The sequence below is a fragment of the Pseudomonas sp. TH04 genome, from assembly GCF_016651355.1.
GTDB classification, from domain to species: domain Bacteria; phylum Pseudomonadota; class Gammaproteobacteria; order Pseudomonadales; family Pseudomonadaceae; genus Aquipseudomonas; species Aquipseudomonas fluorescens.
Genome location: NZ_JAEKEA010000001.1, coordinates 5,642,904 through 5,667,356, shown reverse-complemented (window position 1 = coordinate 5,667,356; position 24,453 = coordinate 5,642,904). Strand labels below are relative to the sequence as shown.

General features: G+C 58.4%; 23 protein-coding genes and 1 pseudogene. 17 read left to right on the top strand and 7 right to left on the bottom strand.

Annotated elements, in window-relative coordinates; translation table 11 throughout:
• Positions 1-134: 134 nt before the first annotated feature.
• Complete coding sequence (locus JFT85_RS25545; RefSeq protein WP_169875125.1) at positions 135-1,109, bottom strand: LysR family transcriptional regulator; 975 nt, start codon at positions 1,107-1,109, stop codon at positions 135-137.
• A 194-nt stretch (positions 1,110-1,303) separates the two neighbouring features.
• On the opposite strand from JFT85_RS25545, the gene JFT85_RS25540 reads away from it, so the two are divergent.
• From JFT85_RS25540 to JFT85_RS25505, 8 genes are all read left to right on the top strand, one after another.
• Positions 1,304-1,726: a RidA family protein gene (locus tag JFT85_RS25540; protein ID WP_053257146.1), complete on the top strand. Its 423-nt coding sequence runs from the start codon at positions 1,304-1,306 to the stop codon at positions 1,724-1,726.
• A 120-nt stretch (positions 1,727-1,846) separates the two neighbouring features.
• Positions 1,847-2,287, top strand: a complete 441-nt coding sequence (locus tag JFT85_RS25535; protein WP_069550990.1) for a type II 3-dehydroquinate dehydratase — start codon at positions 1,847-1,849, stop codon at positions 2,285-2,287.
• A gap of 79 nt (positions 2,288-2,366) precedes the next feature.
• Positions 2,367-3,617: a flavin-containing monooxygenase gene (locus tag JFT85_RS25530; protein WP_073638963.1), complete on the top strand. Its 1,251-nt coding sequence runs from the start codon at positions 2,367-2,369 to the stop codon at positions 3,615-3,617.
• Positions 3,618-3,943: 326 nt separating this feature from the next.
• Positions 3,944-4,276 (top strand): DUF6124 family protein, encoded by a 333-nt coding sequence (locus JFT85_RS25525; RefSeq protein WP_069550992.1) that lies wholly within the window; start codon positions 3,944-3,946, stop codon positions 4,274-4,276.
• 435 nt (positions 4,277-4,711) lie between these two features.
• Complete coding sequence (locus JFT85_RS25520; RefSeq protein ID WP_169875123.1) at positions 4,712-5,659, top strand: hypothetical protein; 948 nt, start codon at positions 4,712-4,714, stop codon at positions 5,657-5,659.
• Between the two features lie 93 nt (positions 5,660-5,752).
• Positions 5,753-7,114: a DUF6602 domain-containing protein gene (locus JFT85_RS25515; protein ID WP_187602321.1), complete on the top strand. Its 1,362-nt coding sequence runs from the start codon at positions 5,753-5,755 to the stop codon at positions 7,112-7,114.
• Positions 7,115-7,329: 215 nt separating this feature from the next.
• On the top strand, positions 7,330-8,163 hold the full coding sequence (locus tag JFT85_RS25510) for an oxidoreductase (RefSeq protein WP_053257151.1): 834 nt from the start codon (positions 7,330-7,332) through the stop codon (positions 8,161-8,163).
• Positions 8,164-8,189: 26 nt separating this feature from the next.
• Positions 8,190-9,131 carry an AraC family transcriptional regulator gene (locus tag JFT85_RS25505; protein WP_187602322.1) on the top strand — a complete coding sequence of 314 codons (942 nt, stop codon included), beginning with the start codon at positions 8,190-8,192 and terminating at the stop codon, positions 9,129-9,131.
• A gap of 451 nt (positions 9,132-9,582) precedes the next feature.
• Here JFT85_RS25505 and JFT85_RS25500 read toward each other — a convergent pair whose 3' ends face one another.
• From JFT85_RS25500 to JFT85_RS25490, 3 genes are all read right to left on the bottom strand, one after another.
• Entirely contained in the window at positions 9,583-11,091 is a 1,509-nt protein-coding gene (locus tag JFT85_RS25500; RefSeq protein ID WP_342366997.1) for an ABC transporter substrate-binding protein, read from the bottom strand.
• A gap of 378 nt (positions 11,092-11,469) precedes the next feature.
• Positions 11,470-11,934: a GNAT family N-acetyltransferase gene (locus JFT85_RS25495; RefSeq protein ID WP_169875120.1), complete on the bottom strand. Its 465-nt coding sequence runs from the start codon at positions 11,932-11,934 to the stop codon at positions 11,470-11,472.
• A gap of 383 nt (positions 11,935-12,317) precedes the next feature.
• Positions 12,318-12,731 carry a VOC family protein gene (locus JFT85_RS25490; RefSeq protein WP_187601523.1) on the bottom strand — a complete coding sequence of 138 codons (414 nt, stop codon included), beginning with the start codon at positions 12,729-12,731 and terminating at the stop codon, positions 12,318-12,320.
• 483 nt (positions 12,732-13,214) lie between these two features.
• On the opposite strand from JFT85_RS25490, the gene JFT85_RS25485 reads away from it, so the two are divergent.
• From JFT85_RS25485 to JFT85_RS25445, 9 genes are read left to right on the top strand one after another with little or no spacing between them, the layout of a single operon-like run.
• A complete protein-coding gene (locus JFT85_RS25485; RefSeq protein ID WP_053257159.1) occupies positions 13,215-14,429 on the top strand; it encodes a methyl-accepting chemotaxis protein in 1,215 nt (404 codons plus the stop codon).
• 9 nt (positions 14,430-14,438) lie between these two features.
• A complete protein-coding gene (locus JFT85_RS25480) occupies positions 14,439-14,807 on the top strand; it encodes a response regulator (RefSeq protein ID WP_053257160.1) in 369 nt (122 codons plus the stop codon).
• 23 nt (positions 14,808-14,830) lie between these two features.
• Positions 14,831-15,118 carry an STAS domain-containing protein gene (locus JFT85_RS25475; RefSeq protein WP_053257161.1) on the top strand — a complete coding sequence of 96 codons (288 nt, stop codon included), beginning with the start codon at positions 14,831-14,833 and terminating at the stop codon, positions 15,116-15,118.
• Between the two features lie 41 nt (positions 15,119-15,159).
• Positions 15,160-17,196 carry a chemotaxis protein CheA gene (locus tag JFT85_RS25470; protein WP_187601524.1) on the top strand — a complete coding sequence of 679 codons (2,037 nt, stop codon included), beginning with the start codon at positions 15,160-15,162 and terminating at the stop codon, positions 17,194-17,196.
• 29 nt (positions 17,197-17,225) lie between these two features.
• Entirely contained in the window at positions 17,226-18,884 is a 1,659-nt protein-coding gene (locus tag JFT85_RS25465) for a methyl-accepting chemotaxis protein (protein WP_169875118.1), read from the top strand.
• A gap of 36 nt (positions 18,885-18,920) precedes the next feature.
• Positions 18,921-19,460, top strand: coding sequence for a chemotaxis protein CheW (locus tag JFT85_RS25460; RefSeq protein WP_053257164.1), 540 nt, complete (start codon positions 18,921-18,923; stop codon positions 19,458-19,460).
• A 10-nt stretch (positions 19,461-19,470) separates the two neighbouring features.
• Positions 19,471-20,280 (top strand): CheR family methyltransferase, encoded by an 810-nt coding sequence (locus JFT85_RS25455; protein WP_053257165.1) that lies wholly within the window; start codon positions 19,471-19,473, stop codon positions 20,278-20,280.
• Complete coding sequence (gene cheD / locus JFT85_RS25450) at positions 20,277-20,810, top strand: chemoreceptor glutamine deamidase CheD (RefSeq protein ID WP_169875117.1); 534 nt, start codon at positions 20,277-20,279, stop codon at positions 20,808-20,810. Before JFT85_RS25455 ends, cheD begins: the two co-directional genes overlap by 4 nt.
• On the top strand, positions 20,773-21,855 hold the full coding sequence (locus JFT85_RS25445) for a protein-glutamate methylesterase/protein-glutamine glutaminase (RefSeq protein ID WP_053257167.1): 1,083 nt from the start codon (positions 20,773-20,775) through the stop codon (positions 21,853-21,855). Before cheD ends, JFT85_RS25445 begins: the two co-directional genes overlap by 38 nt.
• A gap of 258 nt (positions 21,856-22,113) precedes the next feature.
• On the opposite strand, the gene JFT85_RS28820 is transcribed toward JFT85_RS25445, so the two are convergent.
• The 3 genes and pseudogenes from JFT85_RS28820 to JFT85_RS25435 form a co-directional block, all read right to left on the bottom strand.
• Positions 22,114-22,839, bottom strand: coding sequence for a methyl-accepting chemotaxis protein (locus JFT85_RS28820; RefSeq protein ID WP_371850815.1), 726 nt, complete (start codon positions 22,837-22,839; stop codon positions 22,114-22,116).
• A gap of 132 nt (positions 22,840-22,971) precedes the next feature.
• Positions 22,972-23,112 (bottom strand): annotated as a pseudogene (locus JFT85_RS28815) (HAMP domain-containing protein); the annotation flags it as partial.
• A gap of 880 nt (positions 23,113-23,992) precedes the next feature.
• A complete protein-coding gene (locus JFT85_RS25435) occupies positions 23,993-24,409 on the bottom strand; it encodes an ASCH domain-containing protein (protein WP_069551001.1) in 417 nt (138 codons plus the stop codon).
• Between the last annotated feature and the right edge of the window lie 44 nt (positions 24,410-24,453).

Here is a 24,453-nt window from a genome sequence, read left to right as displayed (position 1 = left end):
GCCACACCTCGGTGCCTGTATCGCAGGCAAGCCAGCGCCCACACTGAACAGGTGGTGCTGGAAGGTTTACGCCCTGCCCGAAACAGTGCGCGCCTGGATGCGCCACACCGCGCCCGCCACCTTTTGGTGCAAACTCAGCTCACACCACCCAGCACCCGCACCGCATGCGGGTCAAAAAAGCTCGGCGGGGCCATGCCGGGGATGTACTGGTCGGACACAAACAGCCGGCAGCGCTCGGCAAACGCCGCCACCACGCGCGACAGCTGCGTGTTGCTCGCCGTGGCGTAGCCCAGCCGCATCGGCCGATGGGCGCCGGCCAGGCGCAGGCGAATCACGCGCTTGCCATCCTGGGACAGGTTCGATTTGGGCCGTGCATTGGCAAACGAATAACCAATGCCATTGCCCACCATCGCCCGCACCGTTTCGAGGTTGGTGGAGCGCATGATGATGTTTGGCGTGGTGCCCGCCTGCATGAACAGGCTGAGGAAATAGTCGCGGCTCCAGGGCGTGTCGAGCAACACCACCGGATACGCCTCAAGGTCCTGCATGCTCACCGCCGGCAGGTTCGCCAGCGGGTGATACTCGCCGACCATCACATACGGCGGCAGGTGCGCCAGGGGTTGGAAGTCGATGTCCGGGCTGGTCACCAGGTCGTAGGTCAGCGCGATGTCCAGCTCGCCGCTGCGCAGTTTTTCCAGCAGTTCCTCATGGTTGCCTTCGGCCTGGGTCAGCCGCACGCCAGGAAACGCACGGCCAAAGCCGAACACCAACTCGGGCGTGATCATCGGTGCCAGCGACTCCAGGCAGCCCACCCGCAACGGCCCGCGCACGGTGTTCAACGACTCCGAGGCGATGGTGTAGAGGTTGGTCATCTGCTCCAGAATCAGCTTGGCCTCCTGCATCACCTGGCGCCCCACCGCCGTGAGGGAAATACCCTGCGCATGGTGCCGAATAAACAGCTGAATGCCCAGCTCGGCCTCCATATGGGTGATGGCCGCCGAGATGGAAGGCGATGACACATGGATGCGTTCAGCCGCAGCACTGATGCTGCCGGCCTCTCCCGACGCCACAAAATACTCCAGTTGACGCTGAGTAATCCGACTGAGCATTACGCCTGCCCCTCAACAATGACTGTAGGGGTCGCGTTGCAGGGTTCGTGCCGGGTCATCGCCGGCCCTGCGCTGTGCCGATGAGGGGCACAGGCTTCGGTTTTTCCTAAGCACTACCCCGCGCAAATGCTGGTTTCGCGAGAACGAGGGCGATGTGAAGCTTGTTTCATCCCGCGTTCGATGAGTTGCCCGCCATGCCCACCCACACCCGCATCCGCATGTTCAACACCCGCCAGACCTACCCTAACCAGGCGCTGGACAACGACCTGTGCCAGGCCGTGCGCGCCGGCAACACCGTTTATGTGCGCGGCCAGATCGGCACCGATTTCGACGGCAACCTGGTCGGCCTCGGCGACCCACGCGCCCAGGCCGAACAGGCGATGAAAAACGTCAAGCAACTGCTTGAAGAGGCAGGCTCCGACCTGTCGCATATCGTCAAAACCACCACCTACCTGATCGACCCGCGTTACCGCGAGCCGGTGTATCAGGAAGTGGGTAAATGGCTCAAAGGCGTGTTCCCGATTTCCACCGGCCTGGTGATTTCCGGCCTGGGCCAGCCGGAATGGCTGATGGAAATCGATGTGATCGCCGTTGTGCCGGATGACTGGAGCGTATGAAAGCGATGATTGCCCGCGAGCCGGGCGGGCCTGACGTGCTGCACCAGGTAGTGCGCCGGGTGCCGACGCCCCAGGCAGGCACAGTGCTGCTGACCGTCGCCCATTAATCGGGAGAGCCCCATGCCCCACCGCGTGTTTTTCCTCAATGGGCCGAACGCCAACCTCTACGGGCTGGACAAACACGGCACCTACGGCAGCGAGAGTTTCGCCAGCATCGAAGCGCGCTGCCAGCACCACGCCGCCGGGCTGGGCCTGGCCCTGGACTTTCGCCAAAGCAACCACGAAGGCGTGCTGGTGGACTGGATTCAAGAGGCCCGGCTGCACGCCGACGCCATCGTGATCAACGCCGCCGGGCTCACCTACAGCTCCGTGCCGATCCTCGACGCACTGCTGACGTTCGACGGCCCGATCATCGAAGCGCACATGAGCAACATCTGGCAGCGCGAGCACTTCAGGCATTACTCCTACGTGTCCAAGGCCGCCACCGGCGTGATCGCCGGGTTGGGGGCGTTGGGTTATGAACTGGCACTGACGGCGCTGGCCGCGTTGCTCAAACCGTAAATACCGGCTCGAAAACACCGCCAGCTTCCACACGGGATCTTCGGTGTTACAGACAACCCCTTACTCTCAGGAAACGCCTATGTCCGTCGAAACAATCAACACGCTGGTAGTCGGCGCAGGCCAGGCCGGCGTCGCCATGAGCGAACACCTGTCCCTGATGGGTGTGCCCCACATCGTGCTGGAACGCCACCGCATCGCCGAACGCTGGCGCTCGGAGCGTTGGGATTCGCTGGTCGCCAACGGCCCGGCCTGGCACGACCGCTTTCCGGGGCTGACATTTGAAGGCATCTCGCCCGAAGCCTTCCCGCCCAAAGAGCGCATGGCCGACTACTTCGAAGCCTATGTTAAAAAATTGCAGGCCCCCGTGCGCACCGGTGTGGAAGTCCAACACGTGGAACGCCACGTAGGCCGCCCCGGCTTCAAAGTCACCACCTCCGCAGGCGTGATCGAGGCCAATAATGTCGTGGCCGCCACCGGCCCGTTCCAGCGCCCGTCGATGCCGGCTATCGTTCCCGCCACGGCGCCGGTGCACCAACTGCACTCCTCGGCCTACAAAAATCCTGCTCAGTTACCCGAAGGCGCAGTGCTGGTGGTAGGCGCCGGCGCCTCCGGCTCACAAATCGCCGAAGAACTGCAAAAGGCCGGCAGGACCGTGTACCTCTCCGTGGGCGAACACTACCGCCCGCCCCGCGCCTACCGCAGCCGCGACTACTGCTGGTGGCTTGGCGCCCTGGGCTTGTGGGACGAAGTCAAAATACAGCCCAAGAAAAAGCACGTGGCCTTTGCCGTCAGCGGCTACGAAGGCGGTAAGACCGTCGACTTCCGCCGCCTGGCGCACCAAGGCATCAACCTGGTCGGCGTGACGCGCAGCTGGGACGACGGCGTGATGACCTTTGCACCGGGCCTGGCCGACAACGTGGCGGAAGGCGACCGCGCCTACTTTGATGTACTGCGCGACGCCGACGCCTACATCGAAGCCAACGGTCTGGCGTTCCCCCTCGAACCGCAAGCCTGGCAGCTGCTGCCCGACCCGGACTGCCTGGTTAACCCGATCCTGAGCCTGGACCTCGCCGAGGCCGGCGTGACCAGCATTCTCTGGGCCACCGGCTTCACGTTCGATTTCAGTTGGTTGAAGGTCGATGCGTTCGACGAAAAAGGCGAGCCGTTTCACAAGCGCGGGATCTCGGCACAAAGCGGGATTTATTTCCTCGGCCTGCCGAACCTGGTGAACCGCGCGTCGTCGTTTATCTATGGGGTTTGGCACGACGCGAAGTACGTGGCCGACCATATTGTTTTGCAGAATGCGTACATGTCCTACAACAAGCCCTGAAACAGCAAGGTCCGAGGCGACAGCGCCTTGCTCCCTTGCCTACGCTTGCGTCAGAATCCGCCGGCTTGTGCGCTTGAGTGGGCGTCTCTAAGGTTGCTCGGTCGCTGAACACTCAGTGATCGGGTTTAGTAGCCTGGGGTTATTCCAGTCAGTGCATAAGCATCATCTTTCGGACGGTCTAGTCCGTGCTTGATGGTGGCTGTGTGCAGGGCGTCCTCGGGCGCGCCGGCTTTCTTGGAATTCCCCGGTCTACTAACCTGCGCACAGCTGCCACCCCTTTGTTTAGTAGCTCAGAGGTGGCGGCCCTAAAGTGGGAAATTCCAAGTATGTTCAAAGTTACGCCCAACCCTCCGAACGAACCGGACCTGAAACTCAATCAGGCTGCGCATCGTGCGATTGATCACTACCTGAATCCAGAAACCGCTCCACCGTCATCACCACCGGGTTTGTTCAGCGTTGCCGCCGACGCCAGCAGCGAAACCCTGATCACCAACAGCTATGAAACCTTTTCCTCCGTCACCACCTTGCTGCTCGACCTGTCAGAAGACCTGACCGGGAAACAGCGCGATGTGGCGCTGGCGATTCACCAGTTGAGTGAGTTGGGGGTGTTGTTGATGGATAGACTGATGGAGCGCGAGGCCGCTGTCGCTGGCGGCTAAAGGCTCAACAGTACGGCCGGAAAAATCGCCGATTTGTTGTGATGAGGTTGATGGCGAATCGGCGATTTTTTTGGTTTTGCTGGGGTATTCACGCGCGCCCTGGTGCTGAAAGCCACGGGGCAAGAAGGCATGAAAGAACAGGACTGTGCTTGACCACCATTTTTTTTGGCGTTGAAACACTGAAAACAATCCAAAGCAAACATTCCCCAGGACCTGCCTGAAGAGAAAAGCTGGCGCACAGGATTGCTCCGAGGTAGACGCCAATGATGGCCTTAAGCTACCTTTTACCGACTTATCAGTGTAAGACGCATGCCGTGTACAACGCTCACTGTTCGACCACTATTGAGGGGGAAAGTAAAAGGCCCCTATCGTGAAAAGCGACAGATTATGTAACGCGACAACACTCCAACCTAAAAACCGCAAACAAGGAAGGCAATGAATTTCAAGTTAAACAGAAGCGCTTTGGTGCAGTACGAAGAGCTAGTCGCGGTATCTAAGGACAACGCCAGATGGTCCTTTCTAAACTATATTTACTTACAATTTCAAATGTCCTTACTTGTAGCGTTTGAGATGAGCAAGACATTTAGAGCCTTACCAGCAGCGTTCAAGTCACAGAAGGAACTACTGGCGTGGGCGGATACAAAAAAACAAGAGATCTGCCCTATTCCGGGCCTGTCAAAAACTCAAGCGCTCATAACGATTGGGAGCAAGGAGGGTTGCGAGCTCTTAAGGGGCCAACAATTCGTTTGGGTTCGAGCAAAATCAAACCTGTACAGAAATGCCATCATTGCATGGATCAATACTCATCGCTCAACGAGCCTGCTGGAACACCATAAGTTGGCGGCCGAGTACTGTACTGGGCTGGCGAGGGCACTTGAAGCAAAAGACATTCGAAAAAATATTAGTGACGCGAAGCGCAAACGACTGTCACAGGAGTTTCATCAGCAAGCCTCTAACTTCATGGATGCTGCACAAAGCCAGCAGACAGCAATCAAAAGCGCACACTTGCTTTTTCAGTTGGATCAGACCTTAGATGCCGACCACGTAATAAATAGAAAATCGTTAAACAAACTGCCTGAGGCATGGGTAATGATAGCCCCCGTAATATCGGGCGCGAACCAATCTTTTGGGAGGTTGATTGAGGCCAAGGCAACTAAATTCCTGCCGGACACCGAGGTCATATATTTCGACGCGATTACAACTCTAAAACTTTTTGCGCCTACCATCCCCTCCTGCCCAAAAAAAGCCAACGCGATATTCGACAGTTTCGAGCAGCGATTTCAAACTTCCGTAGAGCTTAACCAAGAGTTCATTCGGGCAAGGGCTACGCTGACTGGCTTGCTAGATGGCACAGTGGCGGATTTTTTTAGAGCTGGTAATTAACGTACCCATCACACAAAAAACATTACCAGCAAACCTACCAACAGCAGCCGCATACGTTTACGAGACACGCTTTTTGATTAAGGAAAATAGTCGATGGAACTGAAAGTCTCCGATATTTGCGTCTCTACGGAAGACCCCTGGGATAAAATAGCTTGTTATAGAATCAGACAAATAACAAATCTTCACTATGTGCTAGCGCCTCAAAATGAATTTATCAGTGATAAAAATCTTCGCTGGGTTCCAATAACCAAGCAGCATACATTATTGATCTATCCCTTTTCGTTCTTCACACCTGAACACCACAAAGAACTTGCAGCATCAATGCGACGTGTGGGCGATTTGGTTTGCGCATTACTCGGCAGCCAAAAAACATTAACACTCGACGCACTCACCCAGGCGATACTCGAGCACAGAAACAAATACGGATTCGATAGTGATGCTCAGGTCCCTTGGATATTACGCTGCCTTACTGCTGCTGAATTCGTAATTGCATCATGTAAAAAAGATGGTGTTTCATTCTCTCTTTCTCCCGCTCAGCGAACTCGAGAAAAACAGCGAAAGTTTTCTGCGACGATCGCTGGGGAACTAGCATCGTTGAGCCAGCGTGTCAGATTCATCATTGATCATGGCCCCACCGTGGGGACTTATCGTGAAAACCTACTTCAAAGTTTACTCAGAAAGCACTTGCCTGAGCGCTATCACGTTGCAACAGGTTTCATTTTCGGACTCTCTCGGCAAATCGATATATTGATATATGATCGCGTTGACTACGCACCTATATTCCGCGAAGGGGACCTTGTAATTGTACCTGAAGAGTCGGTGCGTGCCGTCATTGAAGTCAAGACCGAGCTAACCTCTAGCAATCTTGAGTCTGCGTTGGAGCTGTTACATTCAACGTCCTATTTAGACGATTATGAGCCTCCGTTCTTTAAAGGTATATTCGCTTTTCAAAGCGCATTAAAGAGCGACGCAATTTATGAGAAAATAGCAAACTTCTACACGGACTATAATGCACAAGCTCAAGGCGCACCAGGTGAACTGATAATGCGGCCATTTCAGCATTTAACCTGTGCATGCGTTATAAACAGGGCGTTTGCATACACTCGATACACTAGAAATGAAAATAAGAGACTCGTACCAGTCTTGTATTCCAAAAGCAGCGCGTCCGAACTAGAAAGTCAGTCGAGTTTTTTTATACAAAGCCTATTATCTCATCTGAAATTCGGCGGCATGAAGCCGTTCAAAATAGATTATATGGGGAGAATGTTAGGAGAGGACACATTTAGCAGAAGGATCAAAGATCTCAGAGAGGGGGATGACAGTTGGGGCGCCTACTTCGGTTTTGACGAAGATCAGGCGGAATACGATGCTATTGAGGAAATGGAGCGTCTCATTCTTAACGCCCAACAATGGCTCGACGGAGAAGAAAACTTTGAAGCCTCTCTGCCAGTTTGAGGCGGAGAATAAGAGAATAGTAGTCAGACCACGTTTTCAATAATGGTGGTCTGCCCCCTATCTCCTTCTTTGGTCTCGTTTCCTGTCATCAGACTTCAGGTTGCTCACCGAGCACTCCGATAGAATCAGGCAATACTAAAATCCAATCCGGCATAGTCCCCCAACCGCTCTCCGCCCTAGCATGGCCTCACCTTATATCTTCAGGAGTGCGTCCCATGAGTGCAGAAAAAACCATTTTTATCACCGGCGTGAGTAGCGGCTTCGGCCAGGCCCTGGCTAAGGAAGCTCTCGCCCAAGGCCATCGAGTGATCGGCACTGTCCGCAGCGAATCCTCTTTGGCAATCTTCCAGGCGCTCTCGCCTGGTCGGGCCCATTGTGTGGTGCTGGACGTTACCGACTTTAATGCCATTGACGCAGTGGTCGCCGCTGTTGAGGATCAGTATGGCCCTGTGGATGTGCTGGTTAACAACGCGGGGTATGGCCACGAGGGGATTTTCGAGGAGTCGTCGTTGGCGGAAATGCGCCGCCAGTTCGACGTCAATGTATTCGGCGCGGTGGCGATGACCAAGGCATTCGTGCCGTATTTTCGCCAGCGGCGGGCGGGGCATATCCTGAATATCACGTCCATGGGCGGCTATATCACCATGCCGGGCATTGCTTATTACTGCGGCAGCAAATTTGCACTGGAGGGCATCTCTGACACGTTGAGCAAGGAGCTTGCACCCTTCAATATTTTTGTCACGGCTGTGGCGCCGGGGTCGTTCCGAACGGACTGGGCAGGTCGTTCGATGCAGCGTACGCCGCGCAGCATCAGTGACTACGATGCGACTTTCGACCCGGTACGAAAAGCCCGTGAGGAAAAAAGCGGCCATCAACTGGGCGATCCACAAAAAGCCGCACGCGCGATGCTGACGATTATCGCGAGCCCCAACCCACCGGCTCACTTACTGTTGGGCAGCGATGCCCTGGCTCTGGTGCGTGACAAGCTGCACCGGACGGCGGAGAGTATTGAGCAATGGGAGACGCTTAGCTGTTCTACGGACGGCTGAGCATGAAAGGGGAGGACGTAATGTCGATGCCGAAACCCGAGAGCCCGAGCACAGCGCGTATCGTGCAGTTGATGAGCCAGCTTGCACCGTTGGAGGGTTACAACCTGAGCCCGCTGGATGATGTGCGTTTTCTGCGTTCCAACCGGCCGCTGACGCGCACGCCGGTTTTGTATGAGCCGGGAATTGTCATTCTCTGTCAGGGGCAGAAACGCGGTTATCTGGGTGATGAAATTTACGTCTATGACGCCCAGCATTATCTGGTGGTATCGGTGCCAGTGCCTTTTACAATAGAGACCGATGCCAGCGAGGCGGAGCCGATGCTGGCGATTTACCTGCGTCTGGATTTCGCCCTGGCCGGCGAGTTGATTCAGCAGGTCGATAAGGTCTGGAACATAAGTGTGGCTCAGCCGATGGGCATGTACGCCTCGCCCATGGATGAACCGCTACGCCAGTCGACCCTGCATTTTCTGGAAGTGATGGGCGACCGCACCGACGCGCAAATCCTTGGCCCGGCGATGCTGCGCGAACTCTACTACCGCATCCTCACCGGCGAACAAGGCGGCACCCTACGCGCGGCCATCGCCCAGCGGGGTCAGTTCGGCAAGGTGACGCGTGCCATTTACAAAATTCACCGCTGTTACCACGAGCATCTGGATGTAGAAGACCTGGCCCAGGAAGCGCAGATGAGTGTGCCTAACTTTCATCTACATTTTCGCAAGGTGACGGATTCCTCGCCTATGCAGTACCTCAAGTCGACGCGGTTGCATCAAGCGCGATTACTGATGCTGCGTAACGACCTGACAGCGGCCAAATCGGCCTTTCTGGTGGGATATGAAAGTGCTTCGCAATTTAGCCGCGACTTCAAGCGCCTCTTCGGCCGCACACCGATAGCGGAGGTGGCGTGGATGAAACAGACGTATGCGTTGCCTGCACCGACAACCCCGTCGCCATTCGTGTCATCACACTGAGCTTCAATCAATCCTGTCTTGCCCGGCGCCAGTAGGCATGTGAACGCCGTGCTGTTTCAGTATGCGGAGAAAGGGGACGACTTTATTTACCCTGCTCTAACGTCTGCTTAGGGTCGAGGCTGTGTAAAACCGTTTTTGAGCGCGCCAGGTGTTCAAAACCGGACTGAAAATCGCGCTTCTACGCGAAACCCACCTCTGCAGACGTGCCGATAAACTTCAGATTGAACGTAGACGCGCGCACTTCAATTTTGACCAAGCGTTTTTACCCACGCTGGGCCAGAAGCGGACGGAGGATTACCTTGGGCGGCTATAGATCATTCAGCTTCTACAATCCAGGTCAGTCACGGCCCTGACTAGAAGCGTCATGCGAAGGACGACACGCACGCAAACCGCAGTGGCGCACGGGTTTCTCACTACCAAGTCTTTTCGCAGGGGCACCACGCAAGCCGCTTCAAACCTGCGCAGCGATGCTGGCTTTGCTTTTGAACATGGCGGTGTCGGCCTTGAAAATCAGATCGTCCAGACCTTCGCCATCTTCCGGATACCACGCCACCCCTAGGCTGGCGCTGACCTTGATCTGGCTGTTTTTCCATGGAATGGACAGGTCGATGGCCTTGCAGATTTCTTGGGTGATGCGCTGGATATCGCTTCGGTGATGCGCGCCGTCGAGCAGCACTACGAATTCGTCACCGCCCATGCGCGCGGCTATTTCGAACTCGCGAATATTGGATTTGATGGCCGTGCCTACGTGGATCAGGATGGCATCGCCTGCCTGGTGGCCAAAACGATCATTGATCTGCTTGAAGTGATTCAAGTCGATATAGCACAGGGCCAAATGTTCTCCACGGCTCTTTGCGGCCAGCAGCTTCTGATTAGCAAAGGGAATAAAACTATTGCGATTGGGTAAGCCAGTCAGGCTGTCATAGAAGGCCAGCTTGTGTACTTCCTCTTCGGCGAGTTTGCGCAACTTGATCTCCTTGCGCAGATGGCGCTGGGCATTCAACAGAACCAGAGCGAACATCAGGACAAGCACACAGCCGATACTGATCAGCACAATGGTCTTGCGCAGCCGCTCGATGAGCTGTGGCGGGTTGGGATCGTAAATGAAGTTTTCCAGACCGGCGATATTGTCGACCATACCCAGTTCGAGGAAGGTTTCAGCCATACGTTGCCAGCGCCCTGGGTTCATATGCCCGATCTCGATCAGGTCAGACATCACCAGCGGACGCATGGCCTGAGCTTCGAATTGCAAGTGCGCGCGACTTTTCTTCACCGAATACTGATTGAGCAGCAGGTCTATGATTTGCTCGGGGTTATCCATCGCGTAGCGCCAGCCGCGCAGGGTAGCGCGGCGGAAAGCCTCGACCCGCTGTGGATGTTCGTCAATCTCGGCCTGGGTGGTGAACAGGATGTCGCTGTAGAAGTCGATCCCGTAGGTGACGGGCGAGATGATGTTGTATTCCACGCCCCGCTGTTGCAGGTAGAAGGGCTCGTTGGTCAGGTACGAGTTGAACGCCGTCACTTTACCGCTGGCGAGATCCCCAATTTGATAACTGCTGGGTAGCAGTTGTAGTTTTTCGAGGGGGATACCCTCGCTACGGAACATCGCCAGAAAATCGGCATCGGTCTGTGCATCCATCAGCATCAACGGCTTGCCGATCAGGTCGTGCACAGTGCGAACACCTTGGTCTGTGCGAGCCACGAGCACGGAAGGTGAATGCTGAAAAATCACCGCCAGCGCTACCAACGGCTTCCCATGCAGACGTGCGTAGAGCAATTCACTATTGGCTTCGCCGTATTGGGCGCGCCCAGAGAGCACTTCTTCGACCGGTGTGACATTGGGGCCACCTTCGTGCAAGCGCACGTCCAGTCCTTCTTCGCGGTAATAGCCCTTTGCGATGGCGGCATAGTAGCCCGCGAACTGGAATTGATGTTTCCAACGTAGCTGTACATCAATCACCTGTTCGGCGCCATTCTGTTGAGGGCCAGAACCCGCCCACACAGCCTGACCCCAGACGAGCACAAAACACAGCAGTCGACGCAGCCGAACCAGGAGAACTCTCTTCGGCGGGCCTGGCGTGTTAGAACAGCAACAGTGGCTAGGCATGGTGATAGTCCGTGAAACGCGCTTATCGTTGAGCGTGCAAAGCGTGGCGAGTCATTGTGACATCACTCATGCGGGGCCAGCAATCACGCGCCACGCTAACCAAAGCGGCCGTTATGCTCGCTTGCGGCGTGGTTGGCGTTTGCTTCCCGACAACAGACCGCTACCGGCCAGAAGCGGACGGTTATGTAGGGCTCAGCAGGACTCACTGGTGGCTTGGAGGTAACTACAAAACTAGGGGCGATTCACCGACCAGCGCAAGTGCCATTCCGCTTCATCCGTGTTCACACATGCCCCCAAGCACATCGGCACGAACCCCATCTTGCGGTAGAAGGCAAGTGCGCGAGGATTCTTCGCATAGACGCTCAGTTCCAAATAGCTCCGGCGGCGCTGCGCAAATCTCACCAGTTGTTCGCCCAAGCACTGCCTCTGCCTTGATGCTGTCACAAACAGTGCCGACAGCTCGTCACCATGCAGTGCCACAAACGCCAATAGATGACCGCTCTCCTCCAGCAACCAAACTTCACACTCAGGAAAATATTCGTGGCACATGGTGTCGTACTCGGCGCGCCAATACTCGTCAGCCACGAAGCTGTGAGCTTGTAAGCTGGTCTGCAACCACAAATCACTTATCGTCGGCATATCCGCGCTTTTCGCGCGCCGGATCGTTTGGCATTTCGATTGAATAGGCTCTGTCATATACATTTTTCGCCGAAAGGGTCGCTGTAAATCGCGGCAGTCACTCTCTGTAGCTTTCTCCCCGCGTTCGTTTCCTTGATGGATAGTAGATTCAAAGGGTGGGTTTGAATCGCTATTGGTTTTGTGGACATTCGATGACCGCTATTGGCCGATTTCTGCCGTTCGTGACAGGCAGCAACCGGCCAATAGCACCCCCTCGTAAAAATGGCTGACGCCTCGCATCCACGAGTGGCAACCGCCCCAAACAGCCCCATCGACACGTTACAAACGACGCCCTGATTTCCTTGCAGATCTAGTCCCTGGGGTGGCGTCACGAATGTTCCGTCGGAACTTTCAGCCCAGACACACCCAACCACGACTCAAACTCACCCTACCGACCTTCGTCATGCCTCAGGTGGGCCTTTGAGTTCTACCTGGTTACCGTCTGGGTCGAAGCAGTAGAGTGAAGGGCCCTCGCCTTCAGCACCGTAGCGCTTGGCCGCCTTGTCGGCTCGCACGCCGTGGTTACGTAGATGAGTGAGAATGTCAGCCTCAATGAACGGCGTTATCCGCAGGCAAAAGTGGTCAAGGTTACGATGCTCGGGATCTGCCGCGCCCCCGGCCTGTTGCCCAAGGGGGCCGGCAACATCCACCAGGTCAATCATCGAGTTTCCCGCACGCAGGTGAATCATGCCCAGGTCATCACGACGCTTTGCCACGTCGCAACCGAGGGTCTCACTGTAGAAGGCCAAGCTGCGTTGAATATCCTGTACACGCAAGACGACGTGATCCAGCTGTTTTACTTTGAAAGGAATCATAGTGCCTCCTGAGCCAAGTAAAGGCCGAGTGGCCTGGGCGGTTAATGCATTGATTTTTTATCACACTCGGCCTCGCTTGATGCACCGAACGGGTGATGACGCTTGAGGCCGGACGCGGCCCAGGCCTGCCGAACCTGCCACGCGGTGACCCGCGCAGGCTTGGCCATCAGACCAAGGCACCCGGTCGCGTGGCTGACCGCTAGGCGGTCGAGCGCTCAGGCGTTGAGCGCGCCTGGTGATTGCGATCTACGCTAAGACACTGGCGCCTTTGGCCGCCAAAAATACCGTTGCTGAGCACGCGGTCCCTGCCGGTGCGGTTGGTTGGGCTCATGCAAGACATGGACGCGGTGGGCACACCCGAGAAACAGTCGTCTGCTGGTCATAAATCAGACAGATGGCAGTTAGGTTGTCTAAAGTTGTGATGCACCGCGCAGATAACTCCTATGTCATTTCCACCCGCAACACAGTTCAAGGATCGAACTCATGACCCAGCGTCAATCCAGCCACACTCCCCCTCTCGGTCATCCGCGTTTTCGCTGGTTCGCTTTGATCCCGGTGGTACCCGCCGTGGTGTGGACACTGCTGCAATCAAGCTCTGCGGCCAACCTGGCGGCCTGCGCGGTACTGGTGCTGATCGGCCTTGGTGCCTGCGCCTGGAGCGCGAGCTCGCAGCGTAACGCCGTGCAGCTAGGCATTGCGCGGGCGCAGGCGGATCAGGCCGAGGCGGACGCGGCGCGCAACGGTATGGCCTCGCGGGCACAGCTGGATGAGGTGTTGCTGGGCGCCATGCCGATCTGGGCCAAACAGGTGGAAAGCTCGCGCCATCAGACCGAAGAAGCGATTGTGAGCCTGGCTAACCGGTTTACCGGGATCGCCACGCGCTTGCAGGAAACGGTACACGCCTCGCAGCACGCTGCCGGTGAACTGGATGGCCACGCCGCCGATGGGCCGCTTGAGGCGCTGGCACGCAGCGACAGCGAACTGAGCCAGGTGATCAATTCACTCAAGGCCACGCAAAGCAGCCGTGACCAAACCCTGGCCCAGGTCCGCAGCCTGACCGCCTACACCGGTGAACTGCGCACCATGGCCGCTGATGTGGCGGCGATTGCTGCACAAACCAACCTGCTGGCCCTCAACGCCGCCATCGAGGCGGCGCGGGCCGGTGAGGCCGGGCGTGGCTTCGCAGTGGTGGCCGATGCCGTGCGCAGCCTGTCGAGCAAATCCAGTGAAACCGGCCAGCAGATGTCGGCCAAGGTCGACATCATCAATAACGCCATTACGCAATTGGTGCACGCTGCGTCCAGCAATGCCGACCAGGACAGCCATTCGGTGGCCGAGTCCGAAAACAGTATTCAAGTGGTGCTTGAGCGCTTCCAGAACATCACCGGGCGTCTGGCCGACTCCGCCGACCTGCTCAAGCAGGAAAGCTACGGCATCCGCGATGAGATGACCGAGGTGCTGGTCAACCTGCAATTCCAGGATCGGGTCAGCCAGATCCTCAGTCACGTGCGCGACAACATGCACGCGTTGCATGACCACCTCCTGCAAGCCAGCCAGGCCCCCGACCAGGCGGTCGCCGTCGACGCCCGGCAGTGGCTGGCGCGCATGGAAGCCACCTATGCCACCGACGAGCAACGGCGCATCCACCATGGTGAAGCGGCCGTGCAGCACAACTCTCAAGACATTACTTTCTTTTAGGAGCACCTCATGGCGAAGAATGTATTAGTGGTCGACGACTCCAGCAGTGTGCGGCAGGTGGTCGGTATTGCCTTGAAAAGTGCCGGTTACGACGTGATCGAAGCCAGCGACGGCCGGGATGCCCTGGGCAAGCTCACCGGGCAGAAGGTGCACCTGATCATCAGCGATGTGAACATGCCCAACATGGACGGCATCACCTTCGTCAAGGAGGTCAAGAAGCTGGCCAATTACAAGTTCACGCCTATCATCATGCTGACCACTGAGTCCCAGGAGTCGAAGAAGGCCGAGGGCCAGGCCGCCGGCGCCAAGGCCTGGGTGGTCAAGCCGTTCCAGCCGGCGCAGATGCTGGCAGCGGTGTCCAAACTGATACTGCCTTGAACCCCGGCGCCAGGGAGGCTCCCATGCCGATCACCATCGAAACCTTCGACGACACTGCCCGCGTGCGCATTGACGGTGAGCTGACGATTTACACCGTCGCGGAACTGGCGGGTGCGCTGCTGCCGCAGATCGGCGCGGCGCCCCGCCTTGAGCTGGACCTGTCCCAGGTCACGGAAATGGATGGCGCCGGCTTGCAGTTGCTCGCGGTTATCCGGCGTGAGGCCGGTATCAGCGGTACCGGCTTGAGCGTGACCGGCCAAAGCCAGGTGGTCATGCAGGCGCTCCAACTGTGTCGCACTGAGGCCTCGTAGTCAGCGCTTCCCACGTTTTTTGATCGACAAGGAAAGTCCCGGTGAGCATCAATCTCGATCAGGCACAGCAGACATTCATCGTTGAGGCACGCGAGCTGTTGCAGGCCATGGAGCAATCCCTGCTGCAACTGGAAAGCGAGCCCGGCGACCAGGATGCGATTGGCGCGATTTTCCGCGCCGCCCACACCATCAAGGGTTCGGCGGGGCTTTTCGGTCTGGCGTCGATCGTGGGGTTCACGCACATCGTTGAAGACGTGCTCGACCGCCTGCGCGAAGGCAGTGTGGCGGTGGATGCCGCATTAATTGCGCTGCTGCTCAGGTGCGGCGACCACATGCTCGAATTGATCGAAGTGGTCGCCGACCGCGGTGAGACGCCGACGCCCGCCGCGCTGGAGCGCGGTGAGGCATTGCGCGAGGCACTGAGTGCCTATCAGCCGTTGCAAACCACACCTGTGAGCGTCGAGACCGCGGAGGTGAACGACGACGCGGCGGTCGAAGTGCTTTGGCATATTGCCCTGCGCTTCGGCGTGGATGTCTTCCGCAACGGCATGGACCCGTTGTCGTTCCTGCGGTACCTCGACACCCTGGGCACGCTGTTGCAGGTCACCACCTTGACTGAGCGCATTCCGGCCGCCGCCAGCTGGGACCCGGAAAGCTGCTATCTGGGCTTCGAGATTGACCTGCGCTCGACGGCCAGCCACGCCACCCTCAACGAGGTATTCGACTTTGTGCGCGATGACTGTGAAGTGCAGATCAGCGCCGTCGACGCAGCGCCTGAGCGCACGGCGGCCATCGCGGGCGACCTGGTCACCCAGGCCGAGCCAGCCTTTATGCCTGCCGCACCGCAGCGTGTGGCGCCCAGCGAGGCGAAAACCCGTGACGGCAATTACGTGCGCGTCAACGCCGACAAGCTCGACGAGTTGATCAATCTGGTCGGCGAGTTGGTGATCGCCAGCGCCGGCGCGAACCTGCTTGCCCGCTCCTCTAACAACGACCCGTTGCAAGAGGCGGCGTCGACGGTCTCGGGGCTGGTGGAAGAGATCCTCGATGGCGCCCTGCACTTGCGCATGATCCCCATCGGCGACACGTTCAACCGCTTCCGCCGCGTGGTGCGCGATATCAGCCAGGAACTGGGCAAGGACATCGAACTGATCATCAGCGGCGCGGAAACCGAACTGGACAAAACCGTGGTCGAGAAGATCGGCGACCCGCTGATGCATCTATTGCGCAATGCCATGGACCACGGCATCGAAATTGCCGATGCGCGGCGTGCGGCCGGCAAATCGGCCAAGGGCTATCTGAGCCTCAATGCCTACCATGACTCGGGGAGCATCGTCATCGAGATCGCCGACGACGGCGCCGGGCTCAACCGCGAACGCATCCTGCAAAAGGCCCAGGAACGCGGGCTGGTGGCCAGCGGTGCGCTGCTCACCGATCAGGAGATCTACAACCTGATCTTCGAAGCGGGTTTCTCCACTGCCGAGGCCGTGACCAACCTGTCCGGGCGCGGCGTCGGCATGGACGTGGTCAAGCGCAATATCACCTTGTTGCGCGGCACCGTCGACCTCGACAGCCGCCCCGGCCAGGGCACCGTGGTGCGCATTCGCTTGCCGCTGACCCTGGCGATCATCAATGGGTTCCTGGTCGGCATCGACCAATCCACCTATGTGATTCCGCTGGACATGGTCCAGGAGTGTATCGAGCTGGATGAACACCAGCGCCAGTCCAGCCGTGACACGGGCTATCTGGACCTGCGTGGCGAAGTGTTGCCTCTGGTGCACCTGCGCGATCACTTCAGCCACGAGGGCCCGGCAGCCCGACGCCAGAATGTGGTGGTGGTGCGCAACGCCGAGCATAAGGCCGGGCTGGTGGTGGATGACCTGCTCGGCGAGTTCCAGACCGTGATCAAACCCCTCGGCAAGTTGTTCGGCGCACTGCGCGGCATCAGCGGCTCGACCATATTGGGCAGCGGCGCGGTGGCCTTGATTCTGGATGTACCGGTACTGCTCAACCAAATCGTACAACTGGAAGCCCGCACACCCCAGGCGCCTCAGTCGCCACCGGTCGTTGCCCGCTGACGCATTTGCAATTCCATGGAGGTTCCCCGATGAAATGGTTCTACGATTTTAAGATTTCCACCAAGTTGATCAGCTCGTTCCTGCTGGTCCTGGCACTCACCGGGGCGATGGGCGGCTTCGCCATCCACCAGCTCGGAGCGGTCAACCTGGCTGCGCAGGACATCAAGGGCAACTGGATGCCCTCCCTGCGCGCGGCCGCTGGCATGCGTTTTTTTGCCGCCAACTACCGTTTGAAAGAAAACCGCCAAGTCGGTACCGAGATTCCCGAGGAAAAAGCCCAGGCCGAACGCGAAGCCACCGAAGCGCGCCAGCAGTTCGAAACCCGCATGGGCACCTACGAGCAATTGCTGTCCAATGATGAAGACCGTCAGCTCCTGGCCGGCGTGAAAAGCGCCTGGGCCGCCTACTTGGCGACCAGCAGCCAGTTGCTCGAACTGTCCCGGCAGAACCAGGAAGCTCCGGCGCGCGTCTTGCTCAGAGGCGAGTCCAGGGTGCAATTCGATCAGGTGACCGACCGCCTGCAGAAAATGGTCGAGTTCAACGACGCCGGCGCGAGTGCCGCCGGCGACAAAGGCTCGGCGCTGTATGAAAGCGCACGCGTGTCGATCATCGCGGTACTGGTCGCGGCCCTGCTGATCGGCCTGGGCCTGGCGGTCTTCATCGCTCGGATCATTTCCCGCCCGTTGCGCCAGGCCGCAAGCGCCGCCGAGCAATTGGCCGAAGGCAACCTCAACGCGCATATCGAGCCCGGTGGCAAAGATGAAACCGGCATGGTGCTCAACGCCATGCGCAACATGGTCGGCAAGCTGGCACATATCATCGGCGAAGTGCGCAATGCCGCCGACAACCTGGCCAGCGCCTCCGAGGAGGTCAGCGCCACCGCGCAATCGATGAGCCAGGCCACCAGTGAACAGGCCGCGAGCGTCGAGGAAACCAGTGCGTCGGTTGAGCAGATGAGCGCCAGCATCAACCAGAACACCGAAAACGCCAAGGTCACCGATGGCATGGCCAGCAAGGCCGCCAAGGAAGCCACCGAGGGCGGCGAATCGGTACAGCAGACGGTGGTGGCGATGAAGAAAATCGCCCAGCGCATCAGCATCATCGATGACATCGCCTACCAGACCAATCTGCTCGCACTCAATGCCGCCATCGAGGCCGCCCGGGCCGGCGAGCATGGCAAGGGTTTCGCAGTGGTCGCCGCCGAAGTGCGCAAGCTGGCTGAACGCAGCCAGGTCGCCGCCCAGGAAATCGGTGAACTGTCCTCCAGCAGCGTGGACATGGCCGAGAAAGCCGGCAAGTTGCTCGACGAAATGGTGCCGTCCATCAACAAGACCTCCGACCTTGTGCAGGAAATCAGCGCTGCGTCCGAGGAGCAGGCCGCCGGTGTCGCGCAGATCAACACTGCGATGACCCAGCTCAACCAGGTGACCCAGCAAAATGCGTCGAGCAGCGAAGAGCTGGCGGCCACGGCCGAAGAAATGAGCAGCCAGGCCGAGCAACTGCAACAGGCCATGAGCTTCTTCGTGTTGGATTCAGCGCCCAAGGCCGCAGTGCAAAGCAGCAGCGTGGACAGCCCTGGCAGCAAGCCCAACCGCCAGCAGCCACGCCCCAAACCACAGGCACCGCGCAAGGCGTTCGCCTACACCATGGCCAGTGCCCCGGACGAAGCGGATTTCACCCGCTTCTGATCGCACGATCAAGGTGGGCCTACTAGGGAGAGTGAGATGGGCGCAGTAATGACGACTCGGCAGACCGCGGTGGCGGTCGATGAGGATGCGCAGTACCTGACCTTCATGCTGGGCGGCGAAATGTTCGCCATCGGCATTCTGGGGATCAAGGAAATTATCGAATACGGCAGCCTGACCGTGGTGCCGATGATGCCGGCTTTTGTGCGCGGGGTGATCAACCTGCGCGGCGCGGTGGTGCCGGTGGTGGATTTATCGGCCCGCTTTGGGCGGGCAAACTCGGCGATCACCCGGCGCTCCTGCGTGATCATCATCGAAGCGAGTACCGACGATGGTCAGCCGCAAGACATCGGGCTGCTGGTCGATACGGTGTCTGCGGTGCGGGAGATCCCGGCCACGCAGATCGAACCGCCACCCAACTTCGGCGCGCGAATTCGTGCCGATTTCATCAGTGGCATGGCCAAGGTCGACGGCAAGTTCGTGATCGTGCTGGAGGTGGACAAGGTGTTGTCCATCGATGAGATGTCCAGCCTCGCCGAGGCCGGCCAGGCGCCGGCCCTCGACCTCGACCCGCGTTGAGGCCCCGACCATGCCAGACACCGCCACCATCGATGATCGTGAATTCGGTCAGTTCCAGACCTGGCTGTACCGCGCGGCCGGGATCAACCTGTCGCCGGCCAAAAAAGCGTTGGTGGCCGGGCGCCTGTTCAAGCGCCTCAAGCACTATGAGCTGCAGAGCTATGGTGAGTATTTCAAGCTGATCATGAATGACCAGCGCAAGGGCGAACTGCAGGTTGCGCTGGATTTGCTGACCACCAACGAAACCTATTTTTTTCGCGAGCCCAAGCACTTCGAGTTCCTGCGTCAGCAGGTTCTGCCCCACGCCGCGCCGGGCAAAGTGTTTCGCGTGTGGAGCGCAGCCAGTTCCTCGGGTGAAGAGCCCTACAGCCTGGCGATGACCCTGGCCGAGAGCCTCGGCACCACGCCTTGGGAAGTGACCGGCTCGGACATCAGCACCCAAGTGCTGGCCAAGGCGCGCACGGGCCATTACACCATGGAACGCACCGAGACATTGCCCCAGCCGCTGCTCGCCAAGTACTGCCTCAAGGGCATTGGCCGCCAGGCGGGCACCTTCCTGATCGACAAGGCTTTGCGTAGCCGCGTCAATTTTGTCCAGGTCAACCTTAACGAGGCGTTGCCTGCCCTGGGGGAGTTCGAGGTGATCTTCCTGCGCAACGTGATGATTTATTTCGATCAGCAGACCAAGCGCCAGGTGGTCGCACGCCTGCTGCCGCTGCTCAAACGCGGCGGCTACTTGATCATCAGTCACTCGGAAAGCCTCCACGGTGTCAATGACACCTTGAAGCTGGTGGCGCCGTCGATTTACCGCAAGCCATGAAAAAGCCTATCGGTGCGGCCGAAGTGGTATTGGCCCCTGGCCAGGTGTGTTTTGCGACGCGGCCGACGCGCCTGCGGACCTTGCTCGGTTCTTGCGTGGCGATCACCTTTTGGCACCCACAACTGCTGATTGGCGGCATGTGCCACTTCATGCTGCCAGGGCGCTTGCGCAATCATCAGTGCCTGGACGGCAGGTATGCCGACGAAGCCCTGGAACTGCTGCTGCGCCACGCCCAGGCGAATGGCACCCAGGCACTCGATTACCAGGTCAAGTTGTTCGGCGGCGGCGAGATGTTTCCCAACCAGCGGCACCACCTGCCCACGCAGAACGTGGCCAGCCAGAATATCCGCGCAGCGCTGGCCCTGGCCGAGCGTCATCACCTGCACCTGACGGCCCAGGACATGGGCAGTACCGGTTACCGCACGATCATGTTCGACCTATGGAACGGCAACGTCTGGGTTCGGCACCAACCAATGGGAACACTTCAAGAAGATGCCTACCAAAAAAATCAGTGTGCTGCTGGTCGATGACTCGGCCGTGGTGCGCCAGGTACTGCTGGCGATTCTCAGCGATACGCCAGATATTCACGTGATGGGCGCTGCCTCCGACCCGATTTTTGCCATGGATAAACTTGCCCGGGAATGGCCGGACGTGATCGTGCTGGACGTCGAAATGCCGCGCATGGACGGCATCACTTTTCTCAAGAAAATCATGAGTGAACGCCCCACACCGGTGGTGATCTGTTCCTCGCTGACGCAAAAAGGCGCAGAAACCTCGCTGCAGGCGCTGTCGGCGGGCGCGGTGGAAATCATCACCAAGCCGAGCACAGGGTTGAAGAGTTTCCTGATCGAATCGGCGGCCGAGTTGGTGGCCGCCATCCGTGCCGCCGCGAACTCCAACGTCAGGAACCTGGGCAAGCGCAGCGCCAGGCCGGCGCCGTCACCGGCCCCGGCCAGCAAGCTCACTGCGGATGCGATCCTGCCCGCCGCCAATGGCCATGCGATGGCCCAGACCACCGAGCGTATCGTCGCCATCGGCACCTCCACCGGCGGCACCCAAGCGCTGGAAGCGGTGCTGACCGCACTGCCGCGGGTATGCCCTGGGATGGTGATCGTGCAGCACATGCCTGAGAAGTTCACCGCTTCGTTCGCCGAGCGTCTCAACAGCGTCTGCGAGATCGAGGTGCGCGAGGCGCGCAACAACGACCGCATCCTGCCGGGCCTGGCCCTGATCGCGCCTGGCGGCAAGCACCTGATGGTCACCCGCAGCGGCGCCTATTATCACGCCCAGGTTATCGACGGACCGCTGGTTAACCGGCATCGCCCTTCCGTGGATGTGCTGTTTCGCTCGGTGGCCCGGTTCGCGGGCAGGAACGCCACCGGCATCATCATGACCGGCATGGGCGACGACGGCGCGCGCGGACTCAAAGAAATGCTCGAGGCCGGCGCCGCGACAGTCGCCCAGGACGAAGCCAGTTGCGTGGTGTTCGGCATGCCCAAGGAAGCCATCAAACTCAACGCCGCTCAGCGCATCCTGGCACTGGAGGATATTCATCAAGCGATTTTGTATAAGTGAACGAGAGCCGCCCCTAACACAGCCTGATTGGCCCAGGCAGAGGCTGAAGGTGGATACGGTGCGAGGTCCGTTGTAAGCGTCCGGCCAAGTCATCTACGCTGTGTTTGTGTGCGCACATGCCGTCTCATCGCCCAGCGCCAGAATTGTCCAGGAGCCGGCCGTTGTACCTGCGCAAGTTCCATCCGAGCAAGTCGAAGCCGTCCCGCGCCATGCTCGCCAACACCGCAGGCGGGGCATGACGCTTTGTGCAAATGAACGTCAAAGTCGAAAGCGATCCACAGACTGCGACAGCATCCCCGCCAACGCGGACAACTCGTCCGTCGTCGATGCCGTCTTTCCGATCACTTTGCTATTAGCCTCCGACGCACCCGCAATCATCTCCACTTGATGGGCGATTTCGTTGCTTGCCAAGCTCTGCTCACTGATGGTGCGAGAGATATCGTTGACCAACTCAGTGGTGTTCAGAGTGGCCTGGAGAATATCGCGAATAGCACGCTCGACATCGGCGGTTACAACCATGCCTTTGTCCACTTGAACAACACCCTCCTCCATACTGATGACCGCTTCCCGGGTGCTTTGCTGGATGCGCCCGACCATGCTGGCGATCTCTTGCGTGGACGCGCTGGTGCGTCCAGCCAGGCTGCGCACTTCATCCGCGACCACCGCAAAACCACGCCCCTGTTCGCCGGCACGAGCGGCTTCAATCGCGGCATTCAAAGCCAACAGGTTTGTTTGGTCGGCGATCCCCTTGATCACCTGAATAATGCTGTAGATCGCCTCGGACTCCTTGTCTAGCGTGCGGATGACTTGGGCAGATTGCTTTGCCGAACGAGCAATGCCATCCATGTCACTCACCACTTGGTGGATCACTCGGCCGCCGTCCTTGGCCAAGGCTTCAGCCTGATTGGCCATATCCAGTGCGCGACTGGCATGCCGGGTGATTTCCTCAATACTGGCGGTCATTTCAATCGCTGCGGCGGCCATGGTGCTGGCGGCGGCGCTTTGTTGCTGGCTGCTGCTGGCCACCTCATGGCAACCATGGCTCAGTTGCTCGCTCATACCATTGACGCCTTGGGCATTGCTGCGCACTACTTCGATCATGCTGCGTAAGTCCCGCTGCATAATGGCAAGGTTGCGAATCAATGAACTGGCTTCGTCTTTGCGACTGGTTTCAACGATTGGCTCGCTCAAGTTGCCACGGGCGATGCTGGCGGCAATGCGGCTGGCGACCTGTAGCGGCCCCATGATGCTCAACATTACCCAGCGGCCTTGGGCGAGGAGCAGCAACAGACTGACGATCAGCACCGCGCCTAAGATGACGTTGGCGTTGCTGATAGCCTCCCGCGTTTGCACACCGGTTTGTTGGGTTTTGTTTTCGATCAGCTCACTCAGGCTCTGCATCTGATCTTCAAGAAGGCTGAACGCCGCGTTGAAGCGCTCCAGTTCCCCGCGAGCGGCGTCGGGGTTGTCCAGCGCCAACGCGACGATGCGTTCACCGGCACCTATGTAGTTTTCAAGGCTGGGGCGGATCTTATCCAGGCTCATCCTGAGGGTATCGTCCAGAGGCAGCTTGAGATTGTCCCCTAGCGCCTGGCGGAAGTGCTCGGCATGCTCCTTCAGCGAAGTGCTGACCTCAGCCTTGGTACTGATGTTTTTACCCAGCCCCACCAACATCGCCGACAACACATCGGCGCGCAGCGCATCGTGCATCATGTCGGCTTCCATGTGATTGCGCAGCGCAATCGTGCTGATCTCATTCTCCTGCATGGCGCTGCCCGTCCGGGTATTTCCCAGATAACTGGATAGGCTCATTACCAATGCGGTGGCCAGTGCGGTCGCGATGAACAGAAATAAGCGAAGCTTGATCGTCATACTTGTCACCCTTTAACCCAGAGAGCCGGATTTAAAATCGAACCGTGCAAGCGTTGCCCATCACTTTATCGGCAGAGTCTCACCGTTATTAAAGCCTAAGCGCGCAAATATGCGGTTCTACTCAAAATCCTGCAAAGGCCGGGTTATGCATGCGCGACGCAAGCCCTTCGAAGGTCATATCCTCAACAAGCGCGCGCTCGCCGAGAGAGCATTGCGCTAGATGAGCTACGGGATCACTCAGGGTCAGCCCCCTGTATCCGTTCGACTAGCGTGCCTTGTCCTTCACCACTTCCACCAACTCAAACTCTTCGGCCACCAGCTCCATCGCCGCGTCGAATGCGCCCTCTCTTTGGAAAAAAGCTTTATGCCCCTGCTGCCAGTACCTGAGGCTGAGATCCCCCTCGCCTTCCTTCCTGGCAAAGTCTTGATCGACGTCGCAGTAACGCGTGATACGCATCGAAATAACGCGAATGACACATACCGGCTCGCCCTGACTATTGAGCACGATGCTGTAACCGCCAATGGCTGATGATTGATCGTCATGCTTGAAAGATGAGAGTGAGCAACAGCTGGCTGTTTTTATGCCTTTGGCCACAAGATCAGCCAACTCATCGGCCATTTCCGGAGTATCGCCAAAGGCCCCTGCAGTGGCGCCGGGGTACCTGAGCGTTAGGTCATCCATTAGGTTCACAACTAAATCCCTTTATCACGTTGTTGGCGATCGCC